Source organism: Streptococcus suis, assembly GCF_017601095.1.
Classification (GTDB): Bacteria; Bacillota; Bacilli; order Lactobacillales; family Streptococcaceae; genus Streptococcus; species Streptococcus suis_Z.
On the sequence record NZ_JAGFUX010000015.1, the window covers coordinates 1 to 18,188 of the forward strand.

The following is an 18,188-nucleotide window of genomic DNA, read 5'->3' on the forward strand; positions in this document are numbered from 1 at the left end:
CACGAGCACGAGATTGTAGCGTTTCTGGGGATACACGAATTTGTCCAGACATAGTTTTGTCTCCTTTAACTTTAATGCATTTATTTTACCATAAAATTTATATTTTTACAAGTTATTTATGATTATTATTTCATATTTTTAAAACAGCCCATTAATGCCCCTTTAACCTAATTTGACACTATAACAATAATTTGTATCAGTTTCAGCACACACACTTCAATCGAACATATTTTTCTTCTCCAATGCACCTTCGAATCATACTTATATATTATTACTCTAATATAATATCTGAATATGTTTGATGGATTTCTTTATTAATATTCAATACTTTTACAAATCTCTCCAACTTTCTAACTAAACCCTCATACTTATCAAGACAATCCCCAAGTTCCTGTTGTAACATATATTTTTCTTCAGTCACTTGTTCTAATGTGCTTGATTCTGTTAAGTTCAGTTTTGAAAATTCATACCTAGCTAGTTTTCTACTACTCAGTTCTTCACTCTTTAGGTTGATAAGTACTTCCGCCATCCTGTTTATGGTGGTGATTTTTTCATTGGTTTGAATCATTTTTATATCTAGCTCTGCTATTTCTTCAACCAGATTGTCTTTGATGTCCTGATATTTCTTACCTGTTTCGGTTAACTTAATCAGAAGGTTAATTTCAGAGATTTTTTCCTGAAGTCTTTCAACAGTTGGTCTTCTGTAAGACATCATCTACTATCATTAGTTAACTTGCTCATGAGCTTTTTTAAACTGTCTTTGAAATTTTATATAAAAATCATTATACTGCCTCATTACAATTTCCATGTTCAATAATTCTCCTATAAGTAATTAGACTTGCAATATTCGGTTATATCGTATTTGACTTACTTAACTCCCCCAACCGTTCCCGTCCAACCTTCAGCATCTCCTCCTCTACCTTACTCCATTTTCCAAAGAGACACTCTTGTAGAACTTCTGCTGCTGAACCTTCATCTGTTTCAGAATCATAGACACAAGTTCTATCTCTTTGGTAAATTTGAATTCGTTCAAAGAGTTTCTCACTTTCTAACTCCCTCAAGTTATCCACCAAGTTCTCTACAATCCCATCATGGTGTTCTTTTGGTGTTGCTCTGGCCTGATTGGGATCGATGGCATAAAGTTCTTCGTAACGAATCAAGGTGCTGAGATAGGACAATTCTGGTTTGGTACCGATAATAGCTAAGGAAACTTGGTAACCTTTAGAAGATAATAATTGAGCAGTCTGACGAGGAACTTGAGTAGTTCGCAAGGTTCCCTCAATCAGCAAATGATAGCCTTGCGTACTGAGTTCGTCAACCAGATGCTCTACCATTTTTCCTGCAAATCCCTTGGTATAGTCCACGCTGTCCTTGCCATACTTTTCTTGCAGGGCTAAGTAATTGGGATGCTGAGAACGGTAGCTATCACCATCGATGATAATGATATTACCTTGAAATTCTTTTTGCTTGATACGATGAATAGTCGTCTTACCTGCCCCGCTTTGTCCACCAAGTAAAATGGCTTTAGGTTGATCTGGGATTGTCTTCCCATGAGTTAGGGCTCGAATGGTTCGCTGTAAAGCCTTTTGAAACTCAGTTTCACTAAATTCTTCCAATCTCATTAAGCCACCACCCGATGATGCACCATCTCTAACATCCGCTCAATACCGTCTAAATAGCCATTGTAACGCTCAATTTCATCGAAAGTATCGACAAGGTAAATTTTCGTATGGATCAATTCAGCCAAATCATCACTCATGAGAATCCAAGGATTCGATTCATCATCAAAAGCAATATCCTGACTATCCTGGTATCTATAAAGCTGTGATAAAATGGCTGCTCCACGTTCTTTTATCACTTCTACTTTTAAAGTCAGTTGGTAATCTTCAACAGGTGTTAACATCTTGTCCTCTCCTACAATATCGACATAAGAAACGTTAAATTTCTGACAAATACGGTCGATGAGTTCAGTTGAAACAGTGCTGGTTCCATTTTCGTAGCGACTCAGACTATTGCGTGAAATCCCGACCATTTTCGCAAATTCTGGCTGTGTTAAATCGTGTGTCCGACGTAGTGATTTTATATTGTCTCCGATCATAGATAAAGACCTCCTCATATTTGCTTTCATTATACCATAAAAAACGGATAACGCACCATATTTGGTGCGTTATCCGTTTTTAGGTTTCTTCGATTGCTTAAACTGCTCTATCCGCTTCTCCAACTGCTCAGTATTCAGTTTATTTTTCGCTTCTTGAATTGACTTATCAAGACTTTGTTCCTCATCGGTTATAATGTCCCTAGATATTTCCACTCTCTCACTAGACTTGAAACTAGAATCAAAGACCACATCTAGGAGTTGTTCTACTTTGGTTAGTTCAATATCTGACATCTCAGATAGTCGATGAATCAGTCGTTTAAATTGATCCTGGTTCTGTTTTTTCTTTTGAAAAAATTTCATTATCCTCTCCTTCAATTGTAAAAAGGTAGCCCGCATAGGACTACCTGATTTATAAATCATCAATGGCTACTGAAATAGCCTGTAACTTTTTATTTTGGATTTTCTTTTCATCAATCAATTGATGAAGTTCTTCAATTTGTTTCTGACAGGCGGAAATATCCTTGTTATTTTGTGCAATGGTATCAGCCAAGTGTAGTTTATAGTCACTTGTAATATTTACCTTCTTCGGCTGATTTTGTTTAACGGTTGATGCGAGCGTTTGTACATCTTTTGATTCTGACTCCTTTTGTTGCTGTTCAAAAGCAGCCACATAGTCTACTTCTTCAATTGGTTTTTCATACTGTTTATGGAAGAGTGCTGCGATTTTAGCTCGTTCTTCATGGGACGATGTTGGTTTCACATCATCTAGTGGCTGATCAAAATTCCATGTTTTACTCATTCTATATCCTCATTTCTGTAATTTGATTGTAGTGTGGTTTCTTTACCAAAGGCTTGCTCTAGTGCTTCATGAAATGACAACCGACTAGATTGTTGCCGTTTGATAAAGGTGCTATACATTGCAGTTTGTAGTTGATCACGATAGTGTTCCAATTTCTCCGTCTCACGTGAGACCTTTTCTTCTTGCCTAGCTACTTTTTCAGCCAGACGGTCAATCACACTCATAGGGTTTCCTCCTTGTCACATTCTAGATTATGATAGCGGACTTGATTTTGTTATCACAATTCTAAAGCATGCCCCCATTTAGGTGGAGGATGATTCTTATTGACTTTTGCTTGGGCTGTTTGGAAATAATCACTTAAGGATAGTTCACTCTGCTGTTTCACAATATCATTCCAATCTGACTTTGTTTCAAGGCCCTGCAATGGTGGTAAATCTTGAGAAATCGGAAGTCCTTTATCTGACAGTTTCTGACAAAATTCTCTTCCTGCATCATCGTTATCAACAGCCATTGTTATGACGTTTGAATGAGTTTGAAAAAAGGTTGTCGTCTCTTGTATTGCCTGAAGATAATGGCTAAGCCTGCTTGGTTTCACTGTATCTAGAAATGCCAATTTCCCCTGTTCCTCTGCTGCTAGACGCAAGGTCTGATAAGCAATCACAGAAAGTTTTAAACCTTCCATTGCAATCAGGCGAACATCGGATAATTGCTTTAGGTAAAGCTGATAATAACTCATCATATCGATAACTGATTCACAAAAAATGAGTCGCTTAGGATTCCCAATATCGAAACTAATACCGACATGGCCATGAGATCCATTCATGATTTTCTTCAAATAACCACGTTTGTGTTTTTCTTCATTTTTGACCAGACCCTGAAGGCTTGCGGCCTGTAAGGTCCCGTTGTGGTCATAGCTTTTAAACACTAAAACCGAATCCGATTGATAAGTAGCTTGAGCAAGTAATCCTTGTCTACCAAAGGATTTGATAGTCTGATCACTTAGGCCACGGATATCTTTCAAGTAAGTACGTGCTTGCTGAAAGGGTTCTTCACGCAAATAATATTGAAACGGTTGATAAGTTTCTTCTACCAGCTTGGCTTGTTCAAAGCATCCATTTTCAAGGTAAGACAAGGCTTCTTTGAAAGACACTCCTGCCACTAACTGAACAAAGTCTATCACATCCCCTTGTATATCTCTTGAAAACCATTTGAAAGTATTGGTATCGGCAAAAATCCGAAAGGAATCATGGTCTGGGTGTTCATAAATGTGTCCTGATAATCGTCTGAAGGAATAGCCCAGACTTTCAGCCACATCTAAAATGGCCTTTTGTTTTACTGCTTTAATCCGTGTCATCTTGTCTTCCTATCAAAAAAAGCAGAAGACTGTCTCCTGCTAGTTGTTCTCACTTGTTGTAGTTCCTTGGATCGTTGGTATGCTGGAATTAGCACCATTTGTGGCTTCTTTCATGTCCTCCAGTTTCCCATTCCAAATAGTCAACTGATTAACCAGGAGCTTGTCGGAAACTTTGGAGTAGGATAACATAATCGTCTTGGTTTCTGTCTGAGTTGTTCGCTGTTGTTGCTCACTCAAATCAGATACATAGGTCACTTGATAGGTAACTTCCGCAAGTGCAACATTGCTTTCTGTATTGACATAGATACTGGCTGATTCAAATCGGTAGTCAAGCATATAATCTTTATAAACTTGATTGATCGCTTTATTCTGATTTGCTTCCTCTTCTGAAAATGCCGAATCCGTCATGTAGGGTTTGATACGAGTGTTATTTTCTCCTAGCTGGACCTTTGTATAATATTGTGTGAGAAATTCTTTGACAAGCTCATCTGATAGGACTGTCGCTCTTTCCTCCTGCTTTTTCTTTGACACAAGTTTATTGGCTTCTGCTCGTATTTGGTTCTCTGTTTGCTTTGAAATGGTTTGTGAGCCAATCGTGTAGCCAATCATGACCATAAAACTGACTGCGATTAAACCTCCTACTCCAATCAGAAATCGAGCTTTCACTTTATTTAACATGGCTTACTCCTTTATTAGTGATAGCCTCATCATATCAAGATAAAGTTGGAAATTTTATCACAGTGAACTTAAATCTTTGTGGATCAACCATTCTTTTTAATAAGACAATTTAAGCAAACTCATAAATAATAATTTCACTCATTCGATAAACAGTCAAAATGTTCATTCTTACTATTGATTTAATAATCAAAAAAATCTAATATAGTAATCAAAATATAAAAAAATTGAAAGAAGTGAAACAAATGGTCGATGAAAACAAAATAAGCTTAGTAGCTTTAATTGAACAAACTTATGGAATATCAACAGAACCAATTTTTAAAATAATTAATTTTTTACCAGATTTTAAAGTAAAAAAAATTCATGAAAATGGGCTCCATAAAAAAAATAGTCGGGGACAATATTGCTTTGACATTATTCATAACGATGTATTTCAAATACCATATGTCGGAGATTTAAAAAATTTATCTGTCATAGTTGGTGAAAATGGGTCAGGGAAAACAACTATTATTAACCAAATACTTAGGGGAGGAAAAGGAAAAAGCCAAATTCACCTTATTTTCAAACAAAATGACAAATTTTGGACATATCCTGATTTAGCACAAGAATCAATTTCAATCCCACACTGTTCTACACACCCCTATATTATTAAATTTTCAAATGCAAAAGAATTTCCAAGTGGCGATATCTACATTCGAGAAGGTGCAATTGACGCTTCAAACTATAAAAATATTATTGGATTTGATAAGAATGAGAAAATTATCATACTGCAAGAAACAATAAACCAAATTAAATTTGTTGAAAAATTTAAACATAAAATTATTGAATTTGTAGATTATACTCTAAAAGGAGTGAATGTAACTTTCGAGGGTAACAAATTACCCAATAGGAGTAACCAGCTGCTATATCTAGATAAGATTGAAAAATTAAAAAATAAAATTGACCAAGACTTTATTAATCGTAAAGTTGTGGAATATTTTTCAATATTGATAAATTACATCATTGATATAGAGTATAGAGATAAGAATCACTCACAAATAAAGTATGAAGAACTATTGAATCTTCATTTATCTTTTAGGAATAATAAAAACATTCAGAATCAATACCAATCTATTGAAATTGATTCTGACCGCTTCCTGCCATATGATTATAGCATTTGTGGTTTACGAAATGATGAATTCTATATCCAGCTCAATGATTCAAATATTAAACAATTGATAGAAATATGGCATACCTTATATATTATAAATCTCTATTTTAATTATATATATAAAACAAAGGTAGGAAGGGATAATAAATATCACGAAGAAATCAGTACAATGTTAAAAAAGTTGGAGCAAAAGCTTCAATACAACATCAATTTCTCAACAAATGAGATTGATGAATTAAAAAAGCAGTTTAAACAGATAAAAGAAATTGAAAATGGTCTTTTTGAACAATCAACTCCTCGCAGACAATCAATAAAAAAAAAATGGAATCGGGTTTGGCAAAAAATCAAAGCGCCTTGTTTTCGAGTTGCTAAAGCGATAAGCTATACATCCTATTTTGAATTAACTAAACATGGTTACTTTGTTAAACATAAATTAATCCCAGATAGGGTATGGACCAAGTTAGAAGATATTGGAATACTTAGTAGTGAGATCGAACGACTCAAAGATATTGAGGAGTTATTATACAAGTTGCAAGAAATCAATACAGATTTTAAAATTTTATCCGAAATTGTAAGCAATATTTCAGAGATTTCTATACCAGGACTAGAAGAATCTCTACAATTTAGATGGATTGGATTAAGTTCGGGAGAATTAGGATTATTAAGATCTTTTGCAAGTTTATATTCAGCAAAATTGGCATTACAAAGAAATACTCCTCGAGGGATTGACCAAGAGAATTTTCTAATACTTTTGGACGAAGTTGATCTAGGGATGCACCCCGAATGGCAACGAAAGTGGGTTAGCACTGCTTTACCTATCATTGAAAAAATATTTGATAACAAACATATACAAATAATAATTACAACTCATTCACCAATCTTTCTATCTGATATCTATAAAGAAAATATTATCTACCTATCTAGAGAGAATACAGAATATGAAAATAATAAGTTCAATAAGACATTTGGCCAGAATATCTATACTCTTTACAAAAACTCTTTTTTCCTAAATAGGCTAATGGGAGAATATGCATATAAGAGCATTGAAGATACTTTCGAATACCTAAATTTTAAAATCAATTCTGATTCAAAGGGTATTCGACCTGAAAGCTTATTTAAGGAACTTAGTGATAATTTACAAAAGAAAACGGCTCAAAAAATTATTGAATCTATCGGTGAGCCCATTATTGCTAATCAACTAAAAGAATTATTTAACCGAGCTTTTTTAGAAAACAAAGATGAAATAGAGGAGATAAAAGACAAAATTGCTAAACTTCAAGAGCAACTTAAACAACTTAAGGAGGACAATTCCAAATGATGTCCTTAGAAATACCCAAATATCCAAAGGAGTTTATTGATGCCTATGTTAAATTGATGATTTGCAAATATTTAGATGCCATTATTAGTAAATCATTGTTGAAAAGAGCTGAGTTCTATAAACCAAATATCAGAAAAACCTTTGGCTACAGTAGTGCGACCGTTATAAAATGTCTAATTAAAGAATATTATTTTCATGAAAACTATTTTGATGAAATAACTCTCTATGCGAAAACACATAAAACTGATTTAGGAACGTTTGTAAAAGCGAAACTAGGAACAAGCAACAAAATTCTTATTAATAAAATAACTACAAATAATTTCAAAGACTACAGAACTGAATCGTGGTATCGCAATTTTGTGATGAATTTAAATTCACTAATTATAAGAAAGAGTCAAAAAATTATAAATTTCGTTGAGAGCTACAAAAAAGTGGACACTACTGACTTTGTTAATTACTTTAGAGAATTAATATTAATCAAACCTGAGCATATGTATTCTTATATACAAAATCGTCCTAATTATCAACCACCCAACTTTAGGAATATAAAAAAAATATACAACCTATCACAGGAAATTGAAATTAATAATAAACAAGAAAAAATTAATAACTATATGATTCGAAATTTTATAATTTCAGATGGCTATGGTTTAACAGTGTGCCCATACTGTAATAGAAATTACATCAATAGTAGAGGTGACTCATTTTCAGCTGAGATGGATCATTTTTATAACAAAAATGATTTTCCGATATTTGCAGTATCTCTATATAATTTCATACCCAGTTGTGGAACATGCAATCGACTTAAGGGAACCAACGAGTTAAAAATTAATCCTTTCTTGAAATCTGAAAATAATTGTGTAAAATTTGATATTAAAAAGTCTAATGAGAATTATCAAATTGAATTAAAACATTTTAAAGATAACAAACTAGTAAACATTAATACTCATCCTGACTTAGAGTATGATTTAATTAATGTTTTGAAGCTTGATAAAGCTTACAAAATTCACGATTTAGAAGTTCAAGAGATGGTAAATAGAGAAATAGAATATGGGCAAGAATATAGAGATTCACTAATAAAATTATTAACTGGAACAGAGGAAGAAATCAATAGAAAAATAGATACTCTAATATATGGAGAAGTAGTATTCGCGCAAGAGAATGAACTTATTAATAAATCACTTGGTAAATTAAAAAAAGATGCTTATGAAAAAATCAAAGGATGGAAACTCAGTTAAAAATGTGATGAATAATTTAAAAATAGATATCTCAAATGATTAATTACTAGCAAAGAAGGTGGGCAAAAGGAAAACTAATAGGACAACAAAAGGTATTAAAAAGGGGATGCCTCGAAATCAGGTATCCCTCTTTAGTTAATCTCTTCTTCTAACAGTTTTTGTTACAAATCCAAATATAACTAGTACATTGAAACCAACATAGAAAGCAGTAAAACTCCAAACTCCATTAGTTGCTAAATCTTCTGAATAGAGATATCTCTCAGTAAAGAAGAGGTAAATTCCATAGATTTCTATAAAGACTAATCCACTGATGAGTCCGATAAGAAACAAAGCACCTGAAACTTTCACAATCCGATAAAGGACAAACAACATCAGTCCTATTGCTGCGATAATCAAAAGGCTTTGTAGAATTTGCTCCAACATCTTACACCTCTTTCTAGGCTAATTGCTTGCGATAGTAGTCAGCCTGTCTCTTGTCTAAATCATCAAGTTGGGCAACCAAATCAAGGTATTCTGCCTTCGTCACCTCATCTAGGTCTGGAAAGTCATTCTCACGACTTGTGATGATAAGTTCCAGCTGTCCAGTGATTTCGCGCCTTGAAAAGCTATAATCAAGAGTTTCATCTTCATACTGTTCCTTTAAGTTTTGGTAGTTTGCCCTATCTTCTGGACTTGTATAGCCTTGTGCCAACCATTCTTCAAGTTGATAACGCATTTCTTCTAGTGTTTGGGTCATGATCTATTCTCCTTTTGTGATTTCTTGACTTCATTTTACCGCGTTCATTATTTTTTGTCAGCCTTTTTTCTTATATCTCGAGTGCTATTTGTTGCTTCTTTTGGGGTGTTGTATCTTCACTAAACTTGGCCAAAGCTGCATCTATCTCTTCAATCTCTGCTTCTTTTTCAACCAAGGGAGCCAAGACATCATACTTAGCCTTTACAAGCTGATATTCCTCTTCCTTGGGAAAGATTTTCTCAACTTCAACTTTGGCTACTCGTAGCTTATCTTTTAAATCCTTTACCAGCTCTTGCGTCTTTTCTTGGTCATCTATAATATGGTCAATGGCATTACTAATCCGTTGAATGGTTCCCACGTCTGATTTTAAATCAAGGGCGACAGTATACTGATTATCACCTACAATCATTAAAGAAATGGTTTCTGGTAAGGGCTCACTAGCACCTCGTGTAGTCATTTTCAAATCAAATCCTCTAAAGTTGGCCAGAGTCCGAACTTCCTTAGTTTCTGAGCGGTTATAGGTAATGAGTTTTCGCAGATAGCCCCCAGCTTCAGCACGATTATCCATTGCTTGATTGTCAAATCGCATGACAAAATCTTGCGCCTTTGTTGCCAAAGATTGGGCAATATCTTTATCATATTGACTCAACCGTTTTTCCATAATAGGGAGATGCTTCTCGCTATAGGAAATGGTATGGCGATACTCGTCTTTGGATCGATTGAAGGCTCGTTTTTGATTCTCTAAAACTGTCAGTTCATTTTCCAATTCCATTTTCAGTTTGAGATAGGGATTACCAGTGGCTAAAGCCTTAAAGTCTGAGGCGGTCATGGTTTGTTCATCAATATCTTCTGCTGATCTCACAGGATCTTTTGAAGTCATAATCTGAGTGATGTATTTGAGCTTATTCTCCTGTGTCTGCCAGAGGTAATTATCAAAACTCCCTTTGGTAATGTAGTGATAAATATCCACCTCTTGGTGCATATTCCCTTGTCGAATCAGTCGTCCATTTCGCTGTACAATATCAGAAGGCCTCCAGGGAACATCTAAGTGGTGGACAGCTTTCATGCGTGATTGCACGTTTAGACCCGTTCCACCTTTTTCCGTAGATGCCATGAGAATCCGCACTTCCCCACTATTGACCTTTCGTGATAGGGAATTTTTCTTCTCATCGGTATTGGCATCATGCACAAAAGCAATCTGTTCTTTGGGAATCCCTCGATCAACCAGCAAAGCTTTCAGTTCATTATAAACATCAAAACCTTCTTCCTTACTTTTAGGTGTTCCAATATCAGAGAAAATCATCTGAGTAGCCTTTTCTCCTGCTCCTTCAAGGTAGATTCGCTCGACATTATCAACCACTTGAAGGATTTTCTGATTATCTGATAAGGTATAAACAGGGTCAATCAACCGCATATCAATAGCTAGTTTTCTAGCTTCCCCGGTTATCTTTAACATATTATCTCTACTTGGGTCAACACTACCTGACTTGATAGCGTCTGAACGCTCTACCAGTTCTTCTAAATAGTATTTCTGAGCTTGCGTTAACTCGCTTTCCACCGCAATAATCTTAGCTTCAGGAACAGGTAAATCAAGCATGTCTGATGTCTGAATATCGGCAGTTTCCTTGTAGATTCGCATGAGTTCAGGCAAATTGACAAATTTCTTGAACCGTTTCTTAGGTTGGTATTTATCACCTGTCGGGGCTAGTTCCATAGAGTTTTCGATATTCCCAAAAGCCCCAACCCATGAGTCAAAATTGGATACCTGATATCGTTCCAAAACATCGGGCTGAATGTAATTCATCATGGTGAAAAGTTCACTGATGGAGTTAGAAACTGGTGTTCCTGTCGCAAAAACGACATTTCTATCGCCATGCTCTGCCTGAACCTGTCTCACCTTCATCTCCATGTCTACGTTCTTTTTTGAAGTGGTATTGGTGATTCCCGCGACATTCCCAAGTCCAGTGATTGGACGGATATTCTTGAAATGATGAGCCTCATCCACAAAAAGAAAATCAATTCCAAGGTTTTCAAATTCAATAAAGGTATCTCGCTCTAGTTTTTGGAGTTCTTCCAACTGGTGCTCTAGTCCCTTGATTGAACGCTCTGCTTCTTTGACCGTATAATCAGAATCACTTCCTAGTTTGATTTCTCTGAGTTGCTCCAGCTTGTCATTGATATAGGTAACCTGCTTCTCTCGACTCATCGGTATTTTTTCAAACTGGGAATCTCCAATGACAATGGCATCATAGTCGCCTGTGATAATACGTGATACGAACTGCTTACGTTTGGCTTTGACAAAGTCCTTCTTGGTGGTCACATAAACTTTCTTAGTTGGGAAAAATTTCATGATTTCTTGACCAAACTGAGCAGTTAAACTAGACGGCACCACATAAAGTGGTTTATGTACCATTCCTAGTTCTTTCAACTTGAAACCAGCTCCAAGCATGGTCAAGGTTTTTCCAGACCCTACCTCATGGGCGAGTAGAGCTCGTTTTTCTTCCACAATCCGTTGAATGGCATTCTTTTGGTGGGGACGTAAGGAGATATTCTGGGCAAGTCCATCAATGGTTAAATGGCTACCATCATAGGTCTTTGATACTGTACGATTATAGAGACTGTTATAGGTGTCTTCAATCATCTGTTGGACTTCTGGATATTTTGCTACAAAATCTTGAAAGAGTTCTTGTAGGTGTGTTTCCTTGGCACGCAGGACTGTTGTTTTCTCCACATCCGTCACATTCTTTTTCTTATCCCCTTCGACAATTTGTTTTGTGATGGTTGGTTGATTGGAATTCAGGAGATTTTCAAATATTTTACGACCACTATTATAACGAGAACCTGGTACACCTAAACTCCTATCCGTTGCGTTGGAATAGGTGTAGGCAAACTTAGATTGGTAAGTGATAACTCCGTCAATGGGACTGACTTCAAGGACTGTTGTTACTTCTTGGTCTGACAGTTCATAGGCTTTCCCCATAAAGGTTTCTTGGGCAAATTTTCCGTAAACAGACAAAGGAATCCAGCGTGAACCGATTCGATAATCAATGTCTGCTAAAGTAATGCGTGCTGGTTTGATAGCTTCTAGAAGTCCTGCATAATGTGACCAGTTAAAGTCCTGATTGTCTTGGTTGACAAATAGGTCCACCACTTCTAACTTGGTGATGACATCCCCTGACAGAAAGTCTTGGCGAGACACATAGGTCAATTCTCCATTCAAATACTTCTCAGGATCAGGCATAATGAGGTCTCCTAGCTCCTCAATCAAGGACATCTTAGAATCGACCTGATAGATGGACATCATATAATCGAAATCAACACCTCGTCCGTCAGCCAAGCTGGAATTTAAGGCATCAAGGGCAGTATGTACCTTTTTAACCTCTTTTTCAGGACGCACCAGAGCTTTTTCAAAGGCAAGGGATTTAGTATAGATAACAGACTTTCCACTTGGATCTAGACTTTCATCTTCCAAACTAGCAAGAAGCGAATACTTATCATCACTATCAAAAAGATTGCGGTTCACTGCACTATTCAAATACCCATAGCGTTTGACAAAGCTATCATAGGTACGATTGAGTTTGCCTAACAAGTGGTTAAAGCTCTCCTTATCATAGTCATAATAGCGTTGAATGGCAATAACTTCTTGGTAGGCATTGCGAATATCGACCATTCCCTTAATCCGTGCCACTTCTTTCTCAGACAAGGGAGTTTCATAGAAAACTGTCTTTTTATAATATCCCTTAAACTGACCACGTTTTGCTGCATCATCGGTCACATAAACATCTAGAGCAGTGCTATCTGTAACTTCTAAGCTATTAAATCTATCAATCTGTTTTTGAGAATGCTTGGTGTCCCATGCTTTGAAGTTGCCCTCTTCATCGACATAGTAACTGATTTCTTCCGTCTTGGTCCCCACTCGAATACCTTTATTGTCTCGATAGTAGACCGTAGAACCCTGGTAACCAAAACTGTACTGACCAAGGTTCTCTCTCATTTCAGCTGGAATGGAGGTATCAATGACTTGTTTGGTCAACACATTTGGGTTAATGATGACCTCATTTCTATCAATCTCTCTTGGAGCTTTTACTTGATTTAGAGCAGTTTCAACACTAGCGATGAGGTTGTCACTAGTCCCCTTAACAGAAAGTGTTCCACCGTTAAAATTTCTAACTTCATAGGTTCCTAGCACTTGGCTATTGTATTCTCCATCAAAGTATGGATTGAGCCAAATACGACTATCCTTTTCATAACGAATGGAACCTGAGAAGGCTAGGTCATCTGCCACATATTCCTTGTTCAGGTGTTTCTGGAAGAATAACATATCCGTTGTGACATTGGTTCCTGCAATGGCCTTAAAGGCAGAATCAGGCAGTCGAACCCCACCAAGAAATTCAGTTGTCTCACGAATATCTTGTAAGATGTTTTCTGTTCGCTTATCCATGGTTCCTGTGGAAGAGATAATGGCTACTTGTCCGCCATCATGGACCAAATCAAGTGACTTTTTGACAAAGTAGTCATGAATCATGTAGGGCTTATCGTACCTGTTATCCGCAATTCGTATATTGGCAAATGGCACATTTGAAATTACCAAATCAAAACTATTGTCGTTAAAAGCCACCGTCTCAAAGCCCTTAATTTCAATATGACTATTGGGATAAAGGTGTTTGGCAATAGCTCCTGTAATGGTATCTAGCTCTACGCCATATAGCTCACTCTTTTCTCTTAACTGTTTGGGCATAGCCGCAAAGAAATTCCCTGTTCCCATGGAAGGGTCTAGGATTTTACCACCTGTGAAACCATCTCTTTCCAATTTATCCCACATCTGATGAATCAGGGCAGGGTCTGTGTAATAGGCTGTCAAGGAGGACTGTTTCATATCGGAATACTCTTTATCAGTGACTAAGCTTTTCAGTTCTTCTCGTTCCTTAGAAAATTTTGGATTATAGTCATCAAAAAACTCATTGGCAAGCCCTCCCCAGCCCACATACTTGGCAAGGAGTTCTTGTTCACTTGGATTTGCCTGATGGCGTTCCGTTTCAAGTGTTTTAACCAACCGAATAGCCGCAATGTTTGTCTCAACCTTATCTCTAGCAGTCTTAGGATAGAAGTCCGTCAAATCTTCTGGAAAATGGAAGTCTGATACTGGACTATCTGGAATTATTTCGACTACCTCCTCTTCAGGAATTTGATTATCTGTATCTTCAAGATCAGTATCGTTATGACCTTTTTCTGAACCATCTGGATCCAAAACTCCAATGTTCTGAACAGCTTCATTAACGGATTGACTTGTTTCCTCTTCCAGAAATGAAAAAAGATTCAACTCTTGGTCTGGTTCGTCCAACTCTACTTTTGGTTCTGGCTTTGGGATATGAAGCACCTGACTAATTTCCTCCCATGTTCTCAAATAAAGAACTGGATTTTGTTCAATGATATCGGAGAAATCATTAACCAACTCAATCCGAATCAAACCGTTCAATCGAGCATCTCTGACCGACATGACCTCAAAATCCTGTCCCTCATAGGAAACCAATGACCCCAGAGGATAAGTGTCCAATACTCTCTGAACCAGTAGATTTTCCGAAAATTCTTCATCAACCACTACTTTCGTCTCAGCTTTCTCTAGCTTGTTCTTCCAATCACGTAGGTTCAAGTCCGATTGACTACTTTTATCTTTTTCAAATGTTTCTGCATCTTCTCTGCTTAATTCTTCATGTAAAAAGGCATAAGCAACCTGTCGCAACTCTTCTAAAGAAAGTTGACTGCCAAAGAAAAATTCTACTTTATCATGACTCAATCCCATTTGGAGTAGTTCGGTCGCAAGGGCTAGTTGAGTTACCGAGGCTTTGGGATAGCCACCTAGTAAAGCAAGATCCGCATTTTTCAAACGAAAACGACCTGCTGCATCCAATAAAATACCGACTTGGTCTGGGTCAAACTGAGATAGCTCAATCCCTAGCTGAGTCAATTTTTCTTGATTTTCTGCCCTAATGGCTTGTCCAATTTTTTCTAATTCCTTTTCTTCGACTGTAGTCAGTGTACGTTTCAGCTCATAAGAACTGCCATCTGCATCTAGATAGGTTAGTAACTCTTCTCCCTCAAAGACTGGTGTCATTTCCATCTCTGTGTCAAAATCACCTCGTCTAAAACTTGGGACTTTGGAACGTTCATTTCGAATTTGGTCAAAATATCTTAGTATCTCAAATTTACGTCGTAAAGATAACTCTTCATAGGCTGGCAGATGACTGGTTTTTCCTGTTTGAACATCTAGATGAGACAAATCTACATCCAAACTAGCAATAACCAAAGAGCCATCTTCTCTAAATGATATTGCTTGATGAACACTTGTTTTGTGCTCATCAATAGTCTCTTCATTTTCTAGAACAGTTTCATCAGCTCTTGTTTCAAGCTCAGGTTCGTAGGTCAAGAGAAACTGTTCAATATCTCGGCTAATGCGATCCGCTAAATTATTTGCCACACGATAAACATTGACCAAATTAGCTCCCCTACTCTTTTGTAAGAGTGAATCCGGCGATATAGTTTGATAATGACCATTTGAGTCTAATAATTGAAAACGAGTAGCCAGATTAAACAAGGCCACTTCTATCACCAAGTCTTTTTCAGACGGCGATAGTTTGTCGAGTTTTTGGAGGCCATTTTGGCCGAATACTTGTGTATAGGTCAATAAATCATGAGCAGTATCATAAGGACTAGCCTGAACAAAAGCTGAAACATCTGTCTCAAAGTGAAGTACCTGAACAGATTTAGTAACTTCTTGCCTATTGGTTAAGAACTGACGAATAAGACTATCCCACTCCTCATCAAAATGCTCTGCTTGGTAATATAAAAATGCCTCAAGCAAGGCTCTATCACGAGGAATGGTGGCTCTCATCATTTGTAGTAAGACTTCTTGATTCATTTTTCCCTCCCATTTTAAAAAGGCTGAGAGTGTTTCTCAGCCCTTTGCGTTAATCTAGGACCAAGGCTCGTTGGTCTCTTTCTTGTGGAATACCTTCCATTACAGTTGCCACATAGTGTTGTAAGAAATGACATTTCTGGTCTAGTAAATCTTTTTGCAAAGCAAGGTGGACCAGGTCTCCAAAATAATCCTGACTGGAAATAGCCAAGTCCTGTTGAATCATGGCCTGTAAGGTTTCAAGGCTAAGTGGTGAATAATCATCACTATCCAAAAACTCATACTGTTCCAAGGTGTCTGAAAGATTATTTGAGGACATTAGATCCATAATAAAACTAGAGCCTTCCCCTGTTCGGTACAGTTTTTCTAGAATATCAGTCATATCTGCCTGCACTTCATACTGATAACCATCCACTTTAACTCGTAGCTCATCACTAATCAAGGACAGGTCATCTTCATCCATATAATCTTGATAAACTTGATTGAGAATTGTTCTATCAGAAATACTTAATTCCAAAGAGAGAAAGGCTTTGATAAACTCTTGGTAATTAACCTTCTCCATTTCAGACAAAGCCTCTTTCATGGTGTCAAAGTTCCAAGTCATCACACAACTCCTTTTGTGGAACTAGGGGTGAATGTCCAGATTGTAGTTCCTCCAAATCAGCTTGGCCATCACCATCCGTATCAACAGAATGCGGATTGGTTCCCAGAGCTAATTCTTGAGCGTCTGTCAGACCATCTTGGTCTGAATCCTTTTCATAAATGGTTTTCGGATTCATCTACTTCGCCTCCTTTTTCTTCAGTCCATAAGCCGTACCAAGTAGAATACCAGCTCCAATCAAGCCCAAAAGGGATTCCTGTTCCCCTGTATTTGGCAAAATGCTTGCTGGAACAGGCGGTTCAATAGTCTCAATTGGTGGTTGAGGTGGTGTGGGTTGATTTGGACTTGGTTCCTCAGGTTTAGGTGTATGTGTTACAACTGTATTTGAACTGATGACATAGCCATTCACTGTATGGAGATAGGTATTCTCCACCTGACCAGTCGCAATTCGTTTCATCTGAAGGTAAACATCTGCCTGAAAGGCTGAATCATCAGATATAGTCTCTAAGAAAGATTTATCAAATGAAATTGACACGAGGCCATTTTCTGTATCTACCTGTTGCAAGGTATATTTCGTAACCTCCGTTCCTTCTTTTAAGACAGAACCGTCTTTTAGGGTGACATCCGTCATCAGATAGCTGCGATAAACACCATTGTACTCATCATGCTTTTCATCATAGTTATCTTCAAAACCATATTCAAATAAATCTGTCGCACGATTGCTTGGAATCAAAGCTCCAACCAAGCGATAGTTAAAGGTTTGATGCAAGGCCACTTCTTTCCCGTCAAGGCTCTCATCTTTATGAGACAAGTCAATCACCACATCTTTTTGTGGGTCTAGTTTGGGAACATTATTGACCACTGTTTCCGTGACATAGGCCAAGCCAAAATCAATCTGATAGGCTGTATTTTCGTACTGACCACCTGTTTTGGTCAACTCATTTTTTACCGTCATCGGAAGCGTGACAACTAAGGTTTGACCAGTCTTCACATAGGTATCATAAAAGGTTTTGGGATCATCGCTACTAAAAACTTGAATGGCTCCTTTAGGTGTAAACTGACGTTTAGCCATGGCATCTTGAACAACTTTCGGAGCTTCTGACAAACTAGCGTATGTGCTAACAGAAATACCAGATACACGATTGCCATCCTTATCCAAAACTTGAATGCCATCAGGAATTAGGGTAAGGGCTTCTTCTGGGTAATCGTCTACCATGTAAAATCCCTTGGCAAGAACATCATCCGTCACGACCATGTCCTTGTATTGACTGTAATCCAAGACAATTTTGTAATAATTGACCGTATT

Annotated in this window: 15 protein-coding genes and 1 pseudogene; 2 read left to right on the forward strand and 14 right to left on the reverse strand. The window is 37.0% G+C overall.

The genetic code is table 11. The features are described 5' to 3' along the window. Positions 1–271: 271 nt before the first annotated feature. The 8 genes and pseudogenes from J5566_RS09810 to J5566_RS09845 form a co-directional block, all read right to left on the reverse strand. Positions 272–750: pseudogene (locus tag J5566_RS09810) on the reverse strand (helical hairpin domain-containing protein); the annotation flags it as partial. A 101-nt stretch (positions 751–851) separates the two neighbouring features. Beyond that, positions 852–1,622: a type II toxin-antitoxin system toxin PezT gene (gene pezT, locus J5566_RS09815; protein ID WP_208563117.1), complete on the reverse strand. Its 771-nt coding sequence runs from the start codon at positions 1,620–1,622 to the stop codon at positions 852–854. Continuing rightward, positions 1,622–2,098 (reverse strand): type II toxin-antitoxin system antitoxin PezA, encoded by a 477-nt coding sequence (pezA, locus tag J5566_RS09820; protein ID WP_105111473.1) that lies wholly within the window; start codon positions 2,096–2,098, stop codon positions 1,622–1,624. Before pezA ends, pezT begins: the two co-directional genes overlap by 1 nt. Before the next feature lie 69 nt (positions 2,099–2,167). Next, entirely contained in the window at positions 2,168–2,458 is a 291-nt protein-coding gene (locus J5566_RS09825; RefSeq protein WP_161943064.1) for a hypothetical protein, read from the reverse strand. A gap of 49 nt (positions 2,459–2,507) precedes the next feature. Then, positions 2,508–2,897 (reverse strand): DUF5945 family protein, encoded by a 390-nt coding sequence (locus tag J5566_RS09830; protein WP_105111471.1) that lies wholly within the window; start codon positions 2,895–2,897, stop codon positions 2,508–2,510. Then, positions 2,894–3,121, reverse strand: coding sequence for a DUF5965 family protein (locus tag J5566_RS09835; protein ID WP_208563118.1), 228 nt, complete (start codon positions 3,119–3,121; stop codon positions 2,894–2,896). Before J5566_RS09835 ends, J5566_RS09830 begins: the two co-directional genes overlap by 4 nt. 53 nt (positions 3,122–3,174) lie before the next feature. Further along, positions 3,175–4,251, reverse strand: a complete 1,077-nt coding sequence (locus J5566_RS09840; RefSeq protein ID WP_208563119.1) for a DUF3991 domain-containing protein — start codon at positions 4,249–4,251, stop codon at positions 3,175–3,177. Between the two features lie 39 nt (positions 4,252–4,290). Further along, a complete protein-coding gene (locus J5566_RS09845) occupies positions 4,291–4,929 on the reverse strand; it encodes a peptidylprolyl isomerase (protein WP_208563120.1) in 639 nt (212 codons plus the stop codon). Between the two features lie 233 nt (positions 4,930–5,162). On the opposite strand from J5566_RS09845, the gene J5566_RS09850 reads away from it, so the two are divergent. Both J5566_RS09850 and J5566_RS09855 read left to right on the forward strand, forming a co-directional pair. After that, positions 5,163–7,394, forward strand: coding sequence for an AAA family ATPase (locus tag J5566_RS09850; protein WP_348002284.1), 2,232 nt, complete (start codon positions 5,163–5,165; stop codon positions 7,392–7,394). Continuing rightward, positions 7,391–8,632 carry a hypothetical protein gene (locus J5566_RS09855; RefSeq protein WP_208563122.1) on the forward strand — a complete coding sequence of 414 codons (1,242 nt, stop codon included), beginning with the start codon at positions 7,391–7,393 and terminating at the stop codon, positions 8,630–8,632. Before J5566_RS09850 ends, J5566_RS09855 begins: the two co-directional genes overlap by 4 nt. Before the next feature lie 135 nt (positions 8,633–8,767). On the opposite strand, the gene J5566_RS09860 is transcribed toward J5566_RS09855, so the two are convergent. The 6 genes from J5566_RS09860 to J5566_RS09885 form a co-directional block, all read right to left on the reverse strand. Then, complete coding sequence (locus J5566_RS09860; RefSeq protein WP_208563123.1) at positions 8,768–9,055, reverse strand: DUF5966 family protein; 288 nt, start codon at positions 9,053–9,055, stop codon at positions 8,768–8,770. Between the two features lie 13 nt (positions 9,056–9,068). Further along, positions 9,069–9,368, reverse strand: coding sequence for a DUF5962 family protein (locus J5566_RS09865; RefSeq protein ID WP_208563124.1), 300 nt, complete (start codon positions 9,366–9,368; stop codon positions 9,069–9,071). 70 nt (positions 9,369–9,438) lie between these two features. Beyond that, entirely contained in the window at positions 9,439–16,284 is a 6,846-nt protein-coding gene (locus J5566_RS09870) for an SNF2-related protein (RefSeq protein WP_208563125.1), read from the reverse strand. A gap of 49 nt (positions 16,285–16,333) precedes the next feature. Further along, the gene (locus J5566_RS09875; RefSeq protein ID WP_043039310.1) at positions 16,334–16,885 is read right to left on the reverse strand and encodes a hypothetical protein; all 552 of its coding nucleotides are present in this window, start codon (positions 16,883–16,885) and stop codon (positions 16,334–16,336) included. Beyond that, the gene (locus J5566_RS09880) at positions 16,869–17,060 is read right to left on the reverse strand and encodes a calcium-binding protein (RefSeq protein ID WP_044684047.1); all 192 of its coding nucleotides are present in this window, start codon (positions 17,058–17,060) and stop codon (positions 16,869–16,871) included. The genes J5566_RS09875 and J5566_RS09880 overlap by 17 nt, the downstream gene beginning before the upstream one ends. After that, on the reverse strand, positions 17,061–18,188 hold a 1,128-nt coding region (locus J5566_RS09885), incomplete at its 5' end, for an SspB-related isopeptide-forming adhesin (RefSeq protein WP_208563126.1). It lies immediately after the preceding gene.

Excerpts from the sequence above, each read along its gene's own strand:
- J5566_RS09865 (WP_208563124.1), bottom strand. The coding sequence starts at position 9,368 with ATGACCCAAACACTAGAAGAAATGCGTTATCAACTTGAAGAATGGTTG.
- J5566_RS09840 (WP_208563119.1), bottom strand. The coding sequence starts at position 4,251 with ATGACACGGATTAAAGCAGTAAAACAAAAGGCCATTTTAGATGTGGCT.
- J5566_RS09875 (WP_043039310.1), bottom strand. The coding sequence starts at position 16,885 with ATGACTTGGAACTTTGACACCATGAAAGAGGCTTTGTCTGAAATGGAG.
- J5566_RS09845 (WP_208563120.1), bottom strand. The coding sequence starts at position 4,929 with ATGTTAAATAAAGTGAAAGCTCGATTTCTGATTGGAGTAGGAGGTTTA.
- J5566_RS09860 (WP_208563123.1), bottom strand. The coding sequence starts at position 9,055 with ATGTTGGAGCAAATTCTACAAAGCCTTTTGATTATCGCAGCAATAGGA.
- J5566_RS09825 (WP_161943064.1), bottom strand. The coding sequence starts at position 2,458 with ATGAAATTTTTTCAAAAGAAAAAACAGAACCAGGATCAATTTAAACGA.
- pezA (WP_105111473.1), bottom strand. The coding sequence starts at position 2,098 with ATGATCGGAGACAATATAAAATCACTACGTCGGACACACGATTTAACA.
- J5566_RS09855 (WP_208563122.1), top strand. The coding sequence starts at position 7,391 with ATGATGTCCTTAGAAATACCCAAATATCCAAAGGAGTTTATTGATGCC.
- J5566_RS09880 (WP_044684047.1), bottom strand. The coding sequence starts at position 17,060 with ATGAATCCGAAAACCATTTATGAAAAGGATTCAGACCAAGATGGTCTG.
- J5566_RS09830 (WP_105111471.1), bottom strand. The coding sequence starts at position 2,897 with ATGAGTAAAACATGGAATTTTGATCAGCCACTAGATGATGTGAAACCA.
- J5566_RS09835 (WP_208563118.1), bottom strand. The coding sequence starts at position 3,121 with ATGAGTGTGATTGACCGTCTGGCTGAAAAAGTAGCTAGGCAAGAAGAA.
- pezT (WP_208563117.1), bottom strand. The coding sequence starts at position 1,622 with ATGAGATTGGAAGAATTTAGTGAAACTGAGTTTCAAAAGGCTTTACAG.
- J5566_RS09870 (WP_208563125.1), bottom strand. The coding sequence starts at position 16,284 with ATGAATCAAGAAGTCTTACTACAAATGATGAGAGCCACCATTCCTCGT.